19 protein-coding genes are annotated in these 18,225 nt (G+C 42.0%); all 19 read left to right on the top strand.

Annotated features, from left to right (window positions below):
- Positions 1 to 4 precede the first annotated feature (4 nt).
- Positions 5 to 784 carry a flagellar biosynthetic protein FliR gene (fliR, locus tag AC3WTB_RS01440; protein WP_024426982.1) on the top strand — a complete coding sequence of 260 codons (780 nt, stop codon included), beginning with the start codon at positions 5 to 7 and terminating at the stop codon, positions 782 to 784.
- Positions 781 to 1,869, top strand: coding sequence for a flagellar biosynthesis protein FlhB (flhB, locus tag AC3WTB_RS01435; protein WP_039178554.1), 1,089 nt, complete (start codon positions 781 to 783; stop codon positions 1,867 to 1,869). Before fliR ends, flhB begins: the two co-directional genes overlap by 4 nt.
- A 29-nt stretch (positions 1,870 to 1,898) precedes the next feature.
- Positions 1,899 to 3,932 carry a flagellar biosynthesis protein FlhA gene (gene flhA, locus AC3WTB_RS01430; protein ID WP_039178556.1) on the top strand — a complete coding sequence of 678 codons (2,034 nt, stop codon included), beginning with the start codon at positions 1,899 to 1,901 and terminating at the stop codon, positions 3,930 to 3,932.
- Positions 3,932 to 5,050: a flagellar biosynthesis GTPase FlhF gene (flhF, locus tag AC3WTB_RS01425; RefSeq protein ID WP_144490548.1), complete on the top strand. Its 1,119-nt coding sequence runs from the start codon at positions 3,932 to 3,934 to the stop codon at positions 5,048 to 5,050. Before flhA ends, flhF begins: the two co-directional genes overlap by 1 nt.
- Positions 5,044 to 5,949, top strand: a complete 906-nt coding sequence (locus tag AC3WTB_RS01420; RefSeq protein ID WP_039178561.1) for a MinD/ParA family protein — start codon at positions 5,044 to 5,046, stop codon at positions 5,947 to 5,949. The genes flhF and AC3WTB_RS01420 overlap by 7 nt, the downstream gene beginning before the upstream one ends.
- A complete protein-coding gene (locus AC3WTB_RS01415; RefSeq protein WP_144494938.1) occupies positions 5,946 to 7,022 on the top strand; it encodes a protein-glutamate methylesterase/protein-glutamine glutaminase in 1,077 nt (358 codons plus the stop codon). Before AC3WTB_RS01420 ends, AC3WTB_RS01415 begins: the two co-directional genes overlap by 4 nt.
- 5 nt (positions 7,023 to 7,027) lie before the next feature.
- A complete protein-coding gene (locus AC3WTB_RS01410) occupies positions 7,028 to 9,055 on the top strand; it encodes a chemotaxis protein CheA (RefSeq protein ID WP_039178565.1) in 2,028 nt (675 codons plus the stop codon).
- A 24-nt stretch (positions 9,056 to 9,079) separates the two neighbouring features.
- Complete coding sequence (locus AC3WTB_RS01405; protein ID WP_024424157.1) at positions 9,080 to 9,541, top strand: chemotaxis protein CheW; 462 nt, start codon at positions 9,080 to 9,082, stop codon at positions 9,539 to 9,541.
- 12 nt (positions 9,542 to 9,553) lie between these two features.
- Positions 9,554 to 10,180, top strand: a complete 627-nt coding sequence (locus AC3WTB_RS01400; RefSeq protein ID WP_024424156.1) for a chemotaxis protein CheC — start codon at positions 9,554 to 9,556, stop codon at positions 10,178 to 10,180.
- Positions 10,180 to 10,680, top strand: coding sequence for a chemotaxis protein CheD (locus AC3WTB_RS01395; protein WP_039178568.1), 501 nt, complete (start codon positions 10,180 to 10,182; stop codon positions 10,678 to 10,680). Before AC3WTB_RS01400 ends, AC3WTB_RS01395 begins: the two co-directional genes overlap by 1 nt.
- Positions 10,681 to 10,704: 24 nt before the next feature.
- Positions 10,705 to 11,472 (top strand): FliA/WhiG family RNA polymerase sigma factor, encoded by a 768-nt coding sequence (locus AC3WTB_RS01390; RefSeq protein WP_024424154.1) that lies wholly within the window; start codon positions 10,705 to 10,707, stop codon positions 11,470 to 11,472.
- Positions 11,473 to 11,493: 21 nt separating this feature from the next.
- Complete coding sequence (locus AC3WTB_RS01385; RefSeq protein WP_492333229.1) at positions 11,494 to 12,033, top strand: Swarming motility protein SwrB; 540 nt, start codon at positions 11,494 to 11,496, stop codon at positions 12,031 to 12,033.
- Positions 12,034 to 12,188: 155 nt separating this feature from the next.
- A complete protein-coding gene (rpsB, locus tag AC3WTB_RS01380) occupies positions 12,189 to 12,923 on the top strand; it encodes a 30S ribosomal protein S2 (protein WP_024426991.1) in 735 nt (244 codons plus the stop codon).
- Positions 12,924 to 13,014: 91 nt separating this feature from the next.
- Entirely contained in the window at positions 13,015 to 13,896 is an 882-nt protein-coding gene (gene tsf, locus AC3WTB_RS01375; RefSeq protein WP_034281801.1) for a translation elongation factor Ts, read from the top strand.
- Between the two features lie 135 nt (positions 13,897 to 14,031).
- Positions 14,032 to 14,754 carry a UMP kinase gene (gene pyrH, locus AC3WTB_RS01370; protein WP_008344767.1) on the top strand — a complete coding sequence of 241 codons (723 nt, stop codon included), beginning with the start codon at positions 14,032 to 14,034 and terminating at the stop codon, positions 14,752 to 14,754.
- Position 14,755: 1 nt separating this feature from the next.
- Positions 14,756 to 15,313, top strand: a complete 558-nt coding sequence (gene frr / locus AC3WTB_RS01365; protein ID WP_151284284.1) for a ribosome recycling factor — start codon at positions 14,756 to 14,758, stop codon at positions 15,311 to 15,313.
- A gap of 129 nt (positions 15,314 to 15,442) precedes the next feature.
- Complete coding sequence (uppS, locus tag AC3WTB_RS01360; RefSeq protein ID WP_039178577.1) at positions 15,443 to 16,225, top strand: undecaprenyl pyrophosphate synthase; 783 nt, start codon at positions 15,443 to 15,445, stop codon at positions 16,223 to 16,225.
- 12 nt (positions 16,226 to 16,237) lie between these two features.
- Positions 16,238 to 17,032, top strand: coding sequence for a phosphatidate cytidylyltransferase (locus tag AC3WTB_RS01355; protein WP_024424148.1), 795 nt, complete (start codon positions 16,238 to 16,240; stop codon positions 17,030 to 17,032).
- 39 nt (positions 17,033 to 17,071) lie between these two features.
- Positions 17,072 to 18,223: a 1-deoxy-D-xylulose-5-phosphate reductoisomerase gene (gene dxr / locus AC3WTB_RS01350; protein ID WP_039178581.1), complete on the top strand. Its 1,152-nt coding sequence runs from the start codon at positions 17,072 to 17,074 to the stop codon at positions 18,221 to 18,223.
- The last annotated feature ends 2 nt before the right edge of the window (positions 18,224 to 18,225 follow it).

Raw genomic sequence — 18,225 nt, 5'->3', positions numbered from 1 at the left:
AGAGATGTCAATCATAGAATTATTCCCTGCTTTTCTTTTAGTTTTTATTCGGATCACCGCTTTTTTTGTGACAGTACCGCTTTTAGCGCATAGAACGATCCCAGCTGTACACAGAGTTGGATTCTCACTGTTTTTAGCTGTCATTAGTTTTAGCACCATAAAAGAACCGCCAGCACTTGACATCGACGGTCTTTATATGATGCTTGCGGTGAAAGAAGCAATGGTCGGTCTGCTGCTTGGGCTGATTGCATACATCATGGTGTCCGCTGTTCAAATTGCCGGCTCATTCATTGATTTTCAAATGGGTTTTGCGATTGCCAATATTATCGATCCGCAAACAGGGGCGCAGACGCCGCTGATGGGACAGTTTTTTTATACGGTCACACTGCTGTTGATGCTGGCAACAAACGCACATCACCTGCTGCTTGATGGAATCTATTACAGCTTTCAATACATTGCAGTTGATCAATACGCGCTGAATTTCGGCAGTGAATCCTTTGCTTACTTTATCGCAAAGAGCTTCAACCAAATGTTTATCATTGCCTTTCAAATCTCGGCACCTGTAGTGGCAAGTCTGTTTTTAGTCGATTTGGCACTGGGGATTGTGGCACGTACAGTTCCGCAAATGAACGTTTTTGTGGTCGGACTTCCTATTAAAATGGGTGTGAGTTTTATTATGATCATCATCTGTATGGGCGTCATCTTCGGTGTTGTCCAAAATACATTTGAAACGATTGTACTCACCATGAGGAATTTCTTAGCATTGGTCGGTGGTTCGTCATGATGACAAGGCTTAGACTAGACTTGCAATTTTTCGCAGGTGAAAAAACAGAAAAAGCAACGCCGAAAAAAAGACGGGATTCACGTAAAAAAGGACAGGTTGCCAAAAGTACCGACGTCAATACAGCCATCTCATTTCTATTAATCTTTTTATCATTCTTTTTTATTGGGCCTTTTATGAAAGAGCGGATTATCGCGCTCATTGAACGTTTTTATTCAACAACTATGCTAATGAAGGTTAGCACATCTAATATTCATCAATTATTCTTGGAATTGCTTCAGGAAACAGGGATCCTCCTTATGCCAATCCTTGGTGTTGGTATGCTGGCAGGCGTTCTCAGTAACTATTTACAAGTCGGCTTTCTCTTTTCGACAGAAGTGATTCAACCGAAATTAGAAAAGCTTGACCCAATCAAAGGATTTAAACGAATATACAGTATTCGAGCCCTCGTAGAGCTATTAAAATCCATTTTGAAAATTGGCTTTGTTGGCTTTGCGACATTTATTGCTCTTTGGATGCACTTTGATGAAATTCTGCGGCTTCCTTTATTAACAGCAGAGGAAACCCTTCATTTCGTCGCAAATATGACCTTGATTATGGGGCTGTATGCTGCTGGTGCTCTTCTGATCTTGGCAGGGCTTGATTATATGTATCAGAAATTTGATTATGAAAAAAACTTGCGGATGTCCAAACAAGACATCAAAGATGAGTATAAAAAATCAGAGGGTGACCCGCTCATCAAATCAAAGATTAAACAGCGTCAGCGGGAAATGGCCATGAGACGGATGATGCAGGAAGTCCCAAAAGCGGACGTCATCATTACAAACCCAACCCACTATGCCATTGCTTTAAAGTATGACGAAGAAAAAATGGACGCGCCCTATGTTGTAGCAAAGGGAACGGATATTTTGGCTTTGAAAATTAGAACGATTGCGAAAGAACATGATGTCATGACTGTAGAGAACAGGCCGCTTGCCCGCGCGCTCTATGATCAGGTCGACATCGACCAAGCGGTGCCAGAAGAATACTTTAAGGCTATCGCAGAAATTTTAGCTTACGTCTATAAAACGAAACAAAAGATTTTATGAATTTTTGGTTTTAAAAGGAGAGAACAGGCATGTCAGCAAGAGATTTATCTGTTTTATTCAGTGTTATTTTAATTGTGGCGATGCTGGTCATACCGTTTCCGCCCGTTTTATTAAGTATTTTAATCATTATTAATATTTCTCTTGCGCTTATCGTGCTTCTCACCACAATGAACATGCAAGAACCACTGCAATTTTCAATTTTTCCATCATTGCTTTTGCTCTTAACGCTGTTTCGTTTAGGGCTTAACATCTCTACAACACGTTCTATTCTTTCAACAGGAGATGCTGGGAAAGTTGTCGAAACGTTCGGTTCATTTGTTGTTGGAGGAAATATCCTCGTTGGTCTTGTTGTTTTCCTTATCCTGATCATCATTCAGTTTATTGTTATCACAAAAGGGGCAGAGCGTGTATCAGAGGTTGCGGCAAGATTTACACTCGATGCGATGCCAGGTAAACAAATGAGTATTGACGCAGATTTAAATGCAGGAATGCTGACAGAAAGTGAAGCAAGAAATCGCCGTGAAAAAGTAGCGAGAGAAGCAGACTTTTATGGAGCGATGGATGGTGCCAGTAAGTTCGTAAAAGGGGACGCCATCGCAGGTATTATCATCGTCATCATCAATATTATATTTGGAATCATTATCGGGATGCTTCAGCAAGGCATGTCGATTCAAGAATCAGCTTCACACTTTACCCTATTAACGGTAGGAGACGGAATCGTTTCGCAAATTCCGGCACTCCTCATTTCAACGGCGACAGGGATTGTTGTGACTAGAGCAGCTTCTAATGGAAACCTTGGGTCAGACATTACAGGTCAGCTCTTCGCATTCCCAGCCATGCTTTATGTGACAGCGGGCACGATCTTCCTTCTTGGGCTGTTTACGCCAATCGGCATACTTTTGACAGGGCCGATCGCAGGTTTACTTGCACTTGGCGCATACATGATGTCGAAAAACAAACAAGACCAAGAAGAAATTGAAGAGGTACTGGAGGAACAGGCAGAGGTAGAAGAGATGAAAAGTCCAGAAAGCGTTATTCATCTCCTGCAAATGGATGCCATTGAATTTGAATTTGGCTACGGCCTCATCCCGCTCGCTGATGCAAACCAGGGCGGTGACCTGTTAGACCGAATTGTGATGATCCGAAGGCAGCTTGCCCTCGAACTGGGTCTTGTCATTCCAGTCGTCCGGATCCGGGACAATATTGCACTGAACCCAAATGAATACCGATTGAAAATTAAAGGGAACGAAGTAGCAAAAGGGGAGCTGCTGCTTGATCACTACTTAGCGATGTCCCCAACGCCTGATGATGATCCAATTGAAGGGATTGAAACAATCGAACCATCCTTTGGACTGCCGGCTAAATGGATATCCGAAGCAGAAAAAGATCAGGCTGAGATGCTAGGCTATACGGTTGTGGACCCAGCATCTGTCGTGTCTACTCACATCACAGAGAAGATTAGACAAAACACACACGAACTGCTCGGACGCCAAGAAACGAAGCAATTAATCGATCATCTGAAAGAAAGTTATCCTGTCTTAGTGGATGAGGTAACGCCAAATCCGCTGGCAGTCGGTGATATTCAAAAAGTACTGGCGAAGCTGCTGAAAGAAAAGGTCTCTATCCGAAACCTTGTCACCATTTTTGAGACGCTTGCAGACTACGGAAAATTAACGACTGATACAGATTTATTAACAGAGTATGTCAGACAGGCCCTGGCAAGACAGATTACCGCACAGTATGCAAGAGAAGATGAATCACTCAAAGTCGTGACATGCTCAGGCCGAGTAGAAAAGGTGATTGCAGACAGCGTTCAGCAAACAGAGCATGGCAACTACTTATCGTTAGATCCAGAATCCTCTGAAAGTGTGATTCAATCAGTGGCGAGAGAAATTGAACAGCTTTCGCTTCGTCAGGAAACGCCGGTTCTATTATGCTCTCCTCCTATAAGAATGTACGTGAAGCAGTTGTTAGAAAGATATTTCCCAGATTTACCGGTACTATCTTATAACGAACTAGAAGCGAATGTGGAAGTACAGAGCATCGGAGTGGTGGATATCTAATGAAAATGAAAAAAATCACAGCAAATTCTATGCAGGAGGCAACGATTCAAATCAGGCAGCAGCTTGGGAAAGATGCCGTTATTTTAAATTCCAAAACCGTTGTCAAACGCAAACTGTTTGGTTTAAAGAAACAGCAAATGGTCGAAGTGATTGCAGTGCTGGATCAAGATTTCGAAGAAAGAGCTGGTAAAGGGTTAAACCCTGTGCCGCCTCTTCCAGTGTTACCAAAAAAGGAACAAGTTCAAAAGCAGCCCGAAGAGCCATCCTTTGCTCCCAAAGCGGCGAAACCAGCGCATACTCATACTCAGCCTTTAGAATATGTGAGGAATGAACGGCATGCTGGTATTCTGCCTGAACCTCTCGTAGCAATCGATCAAAAGCTAAAGGATCAAGGTCTTGATGATGCTATTCGAGACGAATGCCTGAAAGGTCTTTTAACAAAGGGCGCGGTTAAAGAAGATCACATAGAAAAAGAACTTGAACAACTGCTGACAGATATGCTACCAGCTAAAACCTCTGATGAGCCGATGATTTCTTCAAAATACATTGTACTGTTCGGTTCAACTGGAGCTGGTAAAACGACAACGATTGCAAAGCTGGCTGCTAAAACGGCCATTCAGCAGCAAAAAAAGATCGCTTTTATTACAACTGATACGTACCGGATTGCAGCGATCGAACAGCTGAAAACATATGCTGAACTGCTGAATGCACCGCTTGAGGTTTGTTATTCGAGAGAGGATTTTGTAAAAGCTCAAGAGACCTTTAAAGAGTATGATCATATTTTCATCGATACAGCAGGCCGTAACTTTAAAGAAGAAGCGTATATCAAAGAGCTGACCGACATTATTCCATTTGATGAGAGCATTCAAAGTTTTCTCGTGATGAGTGCTACATCAAAATATCAAGACATGAAAGCCATGGTCAAGCGCTTTGAACACGTTCCAATCGATCAATTCATTTTTACAAAAGTAGATGAAACGGACACGATGGGAACCATTTTTCAAATCATTGCTGACTCTCAAATCAAACTTGGTTTTTTAACAAATGGCCAAAATGTGCCTGAGGATATTCTTGAAGGTTCTCCTCGTGAACTTACAAGGATGGTTTTACAATCATGAAGCCCGACCAAGCAGAAGGGTTAAGAAAACTAGTTCAGCAGAGTCAAATGATCACACCGGCTCCTCATAACGTCAACGGACAGGCAAAAACCATTGCCGTTATGAGCGGCAAAGGCGGGGTAGGTAAATCGAATTTGACACTGAATATGGCACTGTCTATCGCAAGCACAGGCAAAAGAGTGTTAGTGATCGATCTTGATTTTGGGATGGGGAATATTGATATTTTACTAGGGAAAACATCGACTAGCTCTATATTAGATGTTCTCGTTAGAAAAAAATCCTTCCAAGCAGCTATGACAAAAGGAACGGACAACCTATATTACATTTCTGGCGGAAGCGGACTTGAACAGCTGTTTTCTTTAGATAAAGATCAATGGTCGTTCTTTTTGGAAGAGATGGAAAAAATGATGCAGGGCTTCGATTGTATTTTCTTTGATATGGGTGCCGGGCTGTCAAAAGATCAGCTGCCATTTGTCTTATCAGCAGGAGAAGTAGTCGTTGTGACTACGCCAGAGCCAACATCCATCATGGATGCCTACAGCGCAATTAAACACTTAGCCATTCATCAGTTTGAACGGTCTGTGCAAATCATTGTCAATCGGTGTAAAACCCCGTCAGAAGGGTCTGAAACCTACCGGAAATTAGCAGGAGTGGTCACAAGTTTTCTTCACAGAAAACTTGTATTCGCTGGCGCTGTGCCTGATGATCCTGCGGTTCCTAAAGCAGTATCAGAACAAATTCCATTTTATATGAAGCAGCCTCATTCAAGGCTGAGTAAAACCGTTAAGATGCTGGCAGAAACACTATATCATCAGCAGATAAGAGAGGCACGGAGAGAACAGCATACGTTTATAGATAAGTTGTCCTCTTTTTTTAAAAGGAGGAAGGTGGACTCATGATTAGAGTGCTAGTAGTAGATGACTCGGCCTTTATGAGAAAACTCATTAGTGATTTTCTAAGTGCTGAGCAAGAAATTGAAGTCGTCGGAACGGCGCGAAATGGGGAAGATGCCTTAAAACGGATCAAGGAACTGAATCCAGATGTTGTCACATTAGATGTGGAAATGCCCGTTTTAAATGGAACAGAAGCATTAAAACAAATTCTGGCTGAACACGACCTTGCCGTGATTATGGTGTCAAGCCAGACAAAGCAAGGAAAAGATTTAACCATCCATTGCTTAGAACTCGGTGCTTTCGACTTTGTGACAAAACCTTCGGGAAGTATTTCGCTCGATTTGCACAAAGTGAGAGGGCAAATTGTAGAGCGGGTACTTGCGGCAGGACTGTCAAGGAAACGCACTGAAGAGAAGGTGTCTCCTAAACCGGTGATAAAGCCGCCAAGTGCAGTGGCTGCACCCCGTCTGCTGCAAACAGTAAAAGGCGCCTCACTCCGAAAGATTATTTCTATCGGAACATCTACAGGAGGGCCAAGGGCACTTCAACGAGTCGTAACGAAGCTGCCTAAGGACATAGAGGCACCTATATTGATTGTGCAGCATATGCCGGCAGGATTTACGGCATCACTTGCTGCTAGGTTAGACCATTTATCACAAATTACGATTAAAGAAGCGCAAGATGGAGACATCGCGAAAAATGGAGTGGCTTACATAGCTCCTGGTGGATTGAATATGTCACTTCATGACCAAGGGGGATCACTTGTTATCAGGCTGTCCCCTGAAGACACGGAAAGCCGGCACAAACCATCTGTTAACTATTTATTTGAATCCATCAGCAATATAAAGGGTTACGAGAAAATCGCTGTCATTATGACAGGCATGGGCAGTGACGGTACGGAAGGTGTCAAAAAAATGGTCGCAAGCGGTCATACGAAAGTCATTGCTGAAAAAGAAGAATCATGTGTTGTTTTCGGAATGCCTAAATCAGTCATTAAAGCAGGCCTTGCACATGAAACAAGGCATGTGGATGACATCGCACATGCAATTATAAGCTCCATGAAAAAAGAGAGGGCGTGAACACGTTGGATGTAAACCAATACTTAGATATCTTTTTAGATGAAAGCAGAGAACACTTACAAACTTGTAATGAAAAACTTCTTGATTTAGAAAAGAACCCAACCGACTTGCAGCTAGTGAATGATATATTCAGAGCAGCTCATACATTGAAAGGCATGAGTGCAACGATGGGCTTTGATGATATGGCTCACTTAACGCATCATTTAGAAAACATGTTTGATGCTATCCGTAATGAACAAATGATTGTCACTCCTGAGTCAATGGATACGATGTTCGAAGCACTCGATCATCTTGAAGCAATGGTTCAATCGATTGCAGAAGGAGGAGACGGGAAACGTGATGTCACTGAGATTAGTAAAAAGCTAGATGTGACAGGAAGCCATGCTGAGGCAGCTTCTAGCGTTGAAACAGCAGATGCATCAGCAGCTGCTAATGACTTAGATTATAACGAATTTGAACGAACGGTTCTTGATGAAGCGAGAGAGCAAGGCTTTAAATGCTATGAACTCAACGTGACATTAAGCGAAGCGTGCTTACTAAAAGCCGTTCGTGTCTATATGATTTTTGAAAGACTAAATGAAGCAGGCGAGGTTGTCAAAACCGTTCCGAATGCAGAGCTGTTAGAATCAGAAGATTTCGAATCAGAATTCAGCATTTCTTATCTTTCTAAACTGCCGATGGACGAAGTGCAGAAAATCGTCACGGCGATCTCAGAGGTTGAGAAGGTTGAGATCTCTGAAGTCTCCGCATTTGATGAAGCAGCTCCGGCTGAAAAACAAGAGGCGCAGCCTGAACAGAAAAAAGAAGAAGTCTCCGTTCCTGCTGCGAAAGCGCCAGCAAATGATGCACCAAAAGCAAATGGCAATAACGGTGCAGCTGCCGGCGGAACAAAAACAATTCGTGTCAACATCGACCGTCTAGATTCTCTAATGAATCTATTTGAAGAACTTGTGATTGATAGAGGCCGATTAGAACAGATTGCCAAAGAACTAGAAAATAACGAACTCACAGACACAGTCGAAAGAATGACACGTATTTCTGGAGACCTGCAATCAATCATCCTGAACATGAGAATGGTACCTGTGGAAACTGTCTTTAACAGATTCCCGCGTATGATTCGTCAATTGACGAAAGAGCTTAATAAGAAAATTGAACTTATTATTGAGGGTGCTGAGACAGAGCTTGATCGAACAGTGATCGACGAGATTGGAGATCCGCTCTTGCACTTACTTAGAAACAGTCTAGATCACGGGATTGAATCACCAGAAGAACGTGTGAAAAAAGGCAAGCCGGAAAAAGGTACGGTTCTATTAAAAGCGTATCATAGCGGAAACCATGTCTTCATTGAAGTAGAGGATGATGGAGGCGGGATTAACCGTAAAAAGGTGCTTGAAAAAGCATTAGAGCGCGGAGTTATTACAGAAAGAGAAGCAGAAACACTTGAAGATCATCAAATTGATTCATTGATCTTTGCAGCAGGCTTCTCTACAGCTGACACGATTTCTGACATCTCAGGCCGCGGTGTAGGTCTTGACGTTGTGAAAAACAAGCTGGAATCACTTGGCGGATCTGTGAGTATTAACTCAACAGAGGGACAGGGCTCCCTATTCTCGATCCAGCTTCCGCTGACACTATCGATTATTTCCGTTCTTCTTGTAAAACTGGAAGAGGAAACATTTGCGATTCCGATTTCTTCTATTATTGAAACGGCTGTCATTAAGAAAAGTGACATCCTGCAAACGCATGATCGTGAAGTGATTGATTTCCGCGGATTTATCGTACCGGTCGTGTACTTGAAGAAACAATTCCACGTACCAAATGCGAATGAATTAGAGGAAGAGCTGCACATCATTGTTGTTCGTAAAGGAGACAAGCTGACAGCATTTGTGGTCGATTCATTTATTGGTCAGCAAGAGGTTGTATTGAAATCACTAGGAGATTATCTGCCAAACGTATTTGCGATATCCGGCGCAACGATCCTAGGTGACGGTCAAGTTGCACTCATCGTTGACTGTAATGCACTGATCAAGTAAAAAACAATAGAGGAGCGGTCTGAAATGAGTACAGATATCAAAACTGGCGAAAAGATGATTGTGTTTATCGTAAACAAAAAAGAATACGCCATTTCAGTATCAGAAGTAAAGTCCATTGAAAAATGGCAGCAGCCGACAAGAGTTCCTGGCGTTGCCCCTTATATATGCGGTGTTATTAATTTACGCGGTGTCGTGACACCTGTCATTGACCTGAGAGTCAGACTTGGTTCTACTGACAACGAGATTACAGATGAAACAAGAATGATCATTGTACAAGTTGGTGATATTGAAGTCGGCTGGATTGTTGATGAAGCAAATGATGTCATAACCGTCCATCAGGAAGAAGTAGAATCTTCTCCTGAATCAGCTGAAAAAGAAGGACAGTCATGGGTGACAGGTATTATTAAGCATGATCAGCGTCTTTTCAATATCATTCATGCCGGTGCTGTCCTCGACAAGAGCGTTCAAGGTGCACCTGTTCATTAAGGGGGATGTGAAATGAGCATTTTCAACGAAATTAAAGATGAACAGCTAGATATTTTAGGAGAGGTTGGTAATATCGGGGCAGGCCACGCAGCGTCTGCTCTTGCCAACCTATTGGATCGCAAAATTGATATGGCTGTTCCTTTTGTCAAGGTTCTCTCGTTTGAAGATTTAATGGATTTCTTTGGCGGTGCAGACCTTCCCGTTGCAAGCATTTTCCTGCGAATGGAAGGGGATTTAACCGGGTCAATCTTTTTCATTATGCCGTTTGAGCAAGCGGAGCAATTTGTAAGAGAGCTTGTCCAGGATCCGGCATTTGATATTGATACGATTCATGAACATGAGATGGGGACGTCAGCACTTCATGAACTGGGAAATATTTTAGCGGGCTCTTATCTATCAGCCCTTGCCGATTTAACAAAATTGCAGCTTTACCCAAGTGTTCCAGATGTCACGCTCGATATGTTCGGAGCTGTCATTAGTGAAGGGTTAATGCAATTCAGTCCTCTTGGTGATCAGGCGATTGTGATTGATACATCTATTTTTGATGATCAAAATAAGCAAGAGCTGAAAGGAAATATGTTTCTATTACCAGACTTTGAATCGTTTGAAAAACTATTCAAAGCATTAGGTAACCTATAATGAACGTGCAAATTCCGGCAGTTGTAAAGGTTGGTATTGCGGATGTTCAGCTTGTCAAAACACCGGACCGCATTCGGACATCAGGTCTTGGTTCTTGCGTAGGGCTTGTCTTGTTTGATCAAGAGAAAAAGCTGGCAGGCCTTGTCCATGTTATGCTGCCAGACTCCTCTCTTTCAAAAGGGACGGTGGAGAACTTGGCTAAATATGCAGATACAGGTGTCAAGCATACAATTGATCTGCTCCTAAAAGCAGGCGCACGCAAACATGCGCTAAAGGCAAAACTTGCTGGCGGGGCGGAAATGTTTAAGTTTAAGTCAACCAATGACCTTATGAGAATTGGACCTAGAAACGTTTCAGCTGTGAAAGAACATCTGTCTCTTCATCATATCCCGATTATTAGTGAGGATACAGGCGGAAACAGTGGTCGTACGATTGAATTTGATCCGCTTACGGCAGAACTTGAGATCCGTACTGTGAAGCAAGGCATTATGAAGATATAACTAAGGAAGTATAGGGGGATAAAGATGCAATCCTTAAATTACGAAGATCAGGCGCTATGGGCTAGATGGAAAGAGTGGAAAGACCCTGCTGCTGGAGATGATCTTATGCGCCGCTATATGCCGCTCGTCACATATCATGTTGGAAGAATTTCCATCGGTCTCCCGAAGTCAGTGCATAAAGAAGACTTGATCAGTCTAGGAATGCTCGGTTTATATGATGCCCTTGAAAAATTTGATCCCGGAAGAGATCTGAAGTTTGATACATATGCATCCTTCAGAATCCGCGGGGCCATCATCGACGGTCTTCGTAAAGAGGACTGGCTGCCTCGTACATCAAGAGAAAAAACAAAAAAAGTAGAAGCGGCTATTGAAAAGCTTGAACAGCGTTATTTGCGTAATGTGACGCCGACAGAGGTGGCTGAGGAACTCGGCATGAGTGAACAAGATGTTGTCACAACGATGAATGAAGGATTCTTTGCAAATCTGCTCTCAATCGATGAGAAGCTGCATGATCAAGAAGACGGAGAAAACGTCCAAGTCATGATTCGCGACGAGAAGTCTGTGACTCCAGAAGAGAAAATGCTGAAAGATGAATTAATTGAACAGCTTTCTGAAAAAATCACTGAGCTTTCAGAAAAAGAAAAGCTCGTGATCAGTCTTTTCTATAAAGAAGAACTGACATTAACGGAAATCGGTCAAGTGCTCAATTTATCTACCTCGCGCATTTCGCAAATTCATTCAAAGGCCTTGTTCAAGCTTAAGCATCTGCTTGATAAAGCCATTCAATCTTAAAGAGTTAGTGAGTGAAAAAATATGTTATGGCTGATTAGCTTCATGCTTCATGCTGCACTTATTTATTTTGTGATTATTTTATATACGAGAATGAATTCGCTGAAGGCAACAGAACAAAAACAGCGAGAACTTCTAGAAGAAACGGAAAATACCCTGGCTGCATTTTTGATGGAAGTCAAAGAAGAGAATGACAAACTAACAAAAGTGGCAGCCGCTTCCCCTGATTTTTCTGCTGAAGAGCTGAAATCGGATCTTCAGACACCAAAGCAGCCACAACCACCAATTGAATCCCAGCAATCGGTCGAAAGTGAAGATCCCGTACCAGAGCACCTGTCGGCTCTCCTTAGCGAAGTTGAGGTGCAGGAAGAGAAGGTAAACGAACCCGTTCCACAACTTGAAACAGAGGCTTCTCTGCCTTCTAAAAGTGAAATAGAAGAAACATTCGAAGATCAAGTGAAGACCTTATATAATGAAGGGCGATCACTAGAAGAAATAGCGAAAGAAATGAAAACTGGCAAGACAGAAATCGAGCTTTTATTAAAATTTAGCGGAAAGCTGTAAAGGATTCTTGATTGTCAGTCCATCATGTGTTATATTATTTCTTGGTGTTAAATACACACGCTTAATGATTCGTATGAAGGTGCTGCCGTGGCGCAGTTTTATGTGAACATGACTTAAGCGGAGGAAAAAAAACCATTATATTAGGAGGCAACAAAATGTCAGTTATTTCTATGAAACAATTGCTAGAAGCTGGTGTTCACTTCGGTCACCAAACTCGCCGTTGGAACCCAAAAATGAAGCGTTACATCTTTACAGAGCGTAACGGTATCTACATCATCGACCTTCAAAAAACGGTGAAAAAAGTAGAGGAAGCTTACAACTTCACGAAAAACCTTGCTGCTGACGGAGGAAAAATCCTTTTCGTTGGTACGAAAAAGCAAGCACAAGATTCAGTGAAAGAAGAAGCAATCCGTTCTGGTATGTTCTATGTGAACCAACGCTGGCTTGGTGGAACTTTAACAAACTTTGAAACAATCCAAAAACGTATCAAACGTTTAAAAGATATTGAAAAAATGCAAGAAAACGGTACTTTCGAAGTTCTTCCTAAGAAAGAAGTCGTTCAACTGAAAAAAGAATTAGAGCGTCTTGAAAAATTCCTAGGCGGAATCAAAGACATGAAGAGTCTTCCGGATGCACTTTTCATTATCGACCCTCGTAAAGAGCGTATTGCAGTTGCAGAAGCTCGTAAATTGAATATCCCAATCATCGGTATCGTTGACACAAACTGTGATCCAGACGAAATTGATGTTGTGATCCCTGCAAACGATGATGCAATCCGTGCTGTAAAACTTCTAACTGCTAAAATGGCAGATGCGATTCTTGAGTCTAAACAAGGCGAAGAAGAAGCTGTTGTAGAAGAAACGACAGAAACTGAAACAACAACTGCGTAACCTATTCAAAAGGTGATAAGAGGGAAATGCCTTTTATCACCTTTTTTTCACCTAGTAATCCGTGTTTTAACATAGAAGGAGGAAATGTAAAATGGCAATTACTGCTCAATTAGTTAAAGAACTGCGTCAAAAAACTGGTGCAGGTATGATGGACTGTAAAAAAGCGTTAACAGAAACTGATGGTGACATCGAGAAAGCAATCGACCTTCTAAGAGAAAAAGGAATCGCAAAAGCTGCGAAAAAAGCAGACCGTATTGCGGCAGAAGGATTAACTCTTATCAAAACTGACGGCAACACAGGCGTCATCCTAGAAGTGAACTCTGAGACTGATTTCGTTGCGAAAAACGAAGGATTCCAAGCACTTCTTAACGAACTTGCTGATCATTTGCTTGCTGCTAAACCTGCAACAATTGAAGAAGCTCATGCTTCTAAAATGGAAAATGGTTCAACAGTTGAAGAGCATATCACATCTGCAATTGCGAAAATCGGAGAGAAAATCACTCTACGCCGTTTCTCTGTCATCACAAAAGAAGATAATGCTGCATTCGGTTCTTACCTGCACATGGGCGGACGTATCGGTGTGTTAGCTGTTCTTAACGGAACAACTGACGAAGAGCTTGCAAGAGACATCGCAATGCACGTTGCAGCTGTAAACCCTAAATACATTTCTCGTGACCAAGTGTCAGAAGAAGAAGCAAACCGTGAGCGTGAAGTATTAACTCAGCAAGCGCTTCAAGAAGGAAAGCCTGAAAACATCGTAGCTAAAATGGTAGAAGGCCGTCTAAACAAATTCTTCGAAGAAATTTGCTTACTTGACCAAGCGTTCGTTAAAAACCCAGATGAAAAAGTGAAACAAGTTGTAGCTGCGAAAAACGCAACTGTTCAAACTTATGTTCGCTATGAAGTGGGCGAAGGTATCGAAAAACGTCAAGACAACTTTGCTGAAGAAGTTATGAGCCAAGTGAAAAAATAATGTTTGAAAAGCTCTCTGGGGCTTTTTTAGGGGAGCACAAGCACTGTGTTCCCTATTTTTTAGAGGATATTGATTTACAAAAGGCAGTTTCTTACGCATAATAAGAGACGGTATAGTTTACACTTGGAGGTTATCATGAGCAAACCGAAATATAATCGCATTGTACTGAAGCTAAGTGGCGAAGCACTAGCGGGTGATGCTGGAAATGGAATTAACCCAACTGTCATTCAATCCATTGCAAAGCAAGTAAAAGAAATTGCAGAGCTTGATGTTGAAGTTGCAGTCGTTGTAGGCGGAGGAAACCTTTGGCGCGGAAAGACAGGCAGTGATCTAGGAATGGACCGTGCAACAGCAGACTACATGGGGATGCTGGCAACAGTGATGAACTCACTGGCGTTACAGGACAGCCTAGAAACGCTTGGCATTCAGTCTAGAGTGCAAACCTCTATCGAAATGAGACAGGTTGCAGAACCATACATAAGAAGAAAAGCGATCCGTCATCTTGAGAAGAAACGTGTCGTCATTTTTGCTGCTGGAACAGGTAACCCTTATTTCTCTACAGATACTACGGCAGCACTTCGAGCAGCAGAAATTGAAGCAGATGTCATTTTAATGGCGAAAAATAATGTAGATGGTGTCTACAGTGCTGATCCTCGTACAGATGCGGATGCAGTAAAATATGATAAGCTTTCATATCTTGATGTACTTAAAGAAGGGCTTGCTGTAATGGATTCTACTGCGTCCTCATTATGTATGGACAATGACATTCCATTAATTGTCTTCTCCATTATGGAAGAAGGAAATATTAAACGTGCCGTAAATGGCGAATCAATCGGAACGATCGTGAGGGGGAAATAACGTGTCAAAAGAAGTGTTGAACCAAACGAAAGAAAAAATGGAAAAAGCTGTACAAGCATACGGACGTGAGCTTGCAACTGTTCGTGCAGGCCGTGCAAATGCTTCACTGCTTGATAAAGTGACAGTTGATTATTACGGTGCACAAACACCTCTTAACCAAATTGCGTCAATCACAGTGCCAGAAGCACGTATGCTGATTATCACACCTTACGATAAAACAGCAATCGGTGATATCGAAAAAGCGATCCAAAAGTCTGATCTTGGCATCACGCCAACAAGTGACGGAAATGTGATCCGCATTGCGATTCCTGCGCTGACAGAAGAAAGACGTAAAGAGCTTGTGAAAGTAGTAAAAAAATACTCAGAAGAAGCAAAAGTAGCTGTTCGTAACGTTCGTCGTGATTCAAACGATGATTTGAAAAAGCTTGAGAAAAATGGGGAGATCACTGAAGATGAATTAAGATCATCAACAGAGGATGTCCAAAAATTGACAGATGAATATGTCGCTAAAATTGATGACGTGACGAAAGATAAAGAAAAAGAAATCATGGAAGTTTAAGAAAAAACTATGTACAATAGATAATAGTGAAAAGACCCTCTTCATGTTTACAGGGGGTTTTTTTGTTAATACTGTTGATGACTATATTATTAGCGGGAACGCAACCTTTTTGGGTGATGGAGGAATCTCATGCTCAATATACTCAAAAATTGGAAGAATCAGCAAACAGCAGCTTCCAACTTAGAAAGCCTGACAAAAGAAGACATATTAAATGGAGAAATTCCTGAACATATCGCCATTATCATGGATGGGAACGGAAGATGGGCGAAAAAACGTGCTCTTCCACGGGTAGCAGGTCATCATGAAGGAATGAAAGTCGTCAAGCGCATGACAAAGCTTGCAAATGAGCTGAATGTCAAAGTGCTGACTTTGTATGCTTTCTCTACGGAAAATTGGAAACGTCCAAAACTAGAAGTAGACTTTTTAATGAAACTTCCTGAAGAATTTTTAAACATCTACCTGCCTGAACTCATCGAGGAAAATGTCCGTGTGCGTTTAACAGGTGATCCAGACGGCCTCCCGCAGCATACGAAAAAAGCGGTAGAGAATGCAGTAAAGAGTACGGCAAATAACGACGGACTCGTTTTGAACTTTGCGCTCAACTATGGGGGGCGCACAGAAATCGTCTCCGCATGCAGACAAATTTCTGAAATGGTCAAAGAAGGTAAGCTTCAAGCAGAAGACATCACAGAAGAGATGTTTTCAGCTTATTTAATGACAGAATCTCTTCAAGATCCGGATTTGCTCATTCGCACGAGTGGAGAAATTAGATTAAGCAACTTTATGCTTTGGCAAATTGCTTACAGCGAGTTTGTCTTTACGGATGTGCTTTGGCCTGACTTTTCTGATGAGCACCTTATAGGCGCTATTGGAGAGTACCAGCGCCGCGGCCGGAGGTTCGGTGGAATTTAGAGGGTGGTGCAGATGAAACAAAGAATTTTGACGGGTGTTTTGGCAGCTGCAGTCTTTTTACTTGCTGTTATATATGGACAGATGCCATTTACCCTGCTGATTTATTTAATGGGAAGTGTCGCTCTCTTTGAGCTTTTAAGAATGAAAAAAATCTCGATTTTCAGCTTTCCTGGTATTGTCAGCTTAATATTGCTTTGGCTTTTAATGGGCGGAGACAACAGTTTCTTCCCAAACGTGGACGCATCAAAAATGCAGATTGCTTTATTCGCAGTCTTAATACTTTTAACTTATACAGTTTTGAGCAAAAACTCTTTCACATTCGATGAGGTTGCTTTTGTTGTATTAGCCACATTATATATTGGCGTTAGTTTCTATTATTTTATCCAAATTAGAGGCTTATATGGCATGAGTGCGATCTTCTTCGCAGCAGTGATTATTTGGTCTACTGACTCAGGAGCCTACTTTATTGGGAAATCTATGGGGAAACGAAAGCTTTGGCCAGAAATCAGCCCAAACAAAACAGTAGAAGGATTTATCGGCGGAATCGTCACAGCGGTCGTGTTGTCACTTGTGTTTCAGGCGGTTACAGGATTTTTGCCATCATATCTGCTTGTGATGTTTATTACTCTTTTACTCAGTATCTTTGGACAGCTTGGCGACCTAGTGGAATCTGCTTTAAAGCGTCATTATCACGTGAAGGATTCAGGGACAATTCTCCCTGGCCATGGCGGAATTTTGGACAGGTTTGACAGCTTTTTATTCGTTCTGCCGTTTTTATACTTACTGCTCGCAACGTTTGCCAGCTAACCTCATAGAAACTTATTGAACGAGAGAAGGAGTGGCAATTTGAAATATATTTCGCTATTAGGCGCAACAGGATCAATTGGAGAACAAACGTTAGATGTGATCAGGCAGCACCCGGACAAATTTAAGCTGAAAGCCATGACCTTTGGCAGAAATATAGCAAAAGCGATTCCGATCATTGAGCGCTTTCAGCCTGAATTCGTTGGCTGTGTAGACGAAGAAACCTATCGCATGCTAAAAAATCATTCATTTGCATACGGTGTGAAGCTGGCTGCTGGTGATGAAGCCAACATCGAGGCAGCGACCTATGATGCAGTGGACGTAGTGGTAAATGCACTTGTAGGAAGTGTTGGACTTGTTCCAACATTAAAGGCCATTGAACAAAAAAAGACGATTGCACTCGCAAATAAGGAAACACTTGTAACAGCTGGTCATATAGTAAAAGAGTATGCTAAAACATATGATGTACCTTTACTTCCTGTCGATAGTGAGCATTCCGCTATTTTTCAATGCCTGCAAGGTGAACAAGCTAAAAATATTGAACGCTTAATCGTGACAGCTTCAGGTGGTAGTTTCCGAGATAAAAAACGAACTGAACTTGAAGGTGTTACGGTTGAAGAAGCGCTGAACCACCCGAACTGGTCGATGGGAGCGAAAATCACCATTGATTCAGCGACGATGATGAATAAGGGGCTCGAGGTGATTGAGGCACATTGGTTGTTTGATATCCCTTATGAACAAATTGATGTGCTGCTACATAAAGAGAGCATTATCCATTCGATGGTGGAATTTCACGACAAAAGCGTCATGGCTCAGTTAGGGACACCTGACATGAGAGTGCCTATTCAATATGCACTCACATACCCTGACAGGGCGCCGTTACAAGAAGCGAAATCATTGAACCTTTGGGAGATTGGACAATTGAATTTCCAAAAAGCGGATTTTGACAGGTATCGCTGCTTACATTTTGCTTATGAATCAGGTAAAATAGGAGGGACAATGCCTGCTGTACTTAATGCAGCAAATGAAATAGCAGTCGATGCATTTCTGAAAGGCAAAGTAACGTTCCTGCAAATTGAAGAATTGATTGAAAAGGCACTAATTAGACATCATGTGATTTCAACGCCTAGTTTGCAAGATATCCATGAAGTGGACAAAGATACGCGAGACTTTGTTCAATCAATCCTCACATAAGG

Source organism: Bacillus sp. EB106-04-04-XG123, from assembly GCF_058791855.1.
This window is presented reverse-complemented; position numbering and strand designations above follow the sequence as displayed.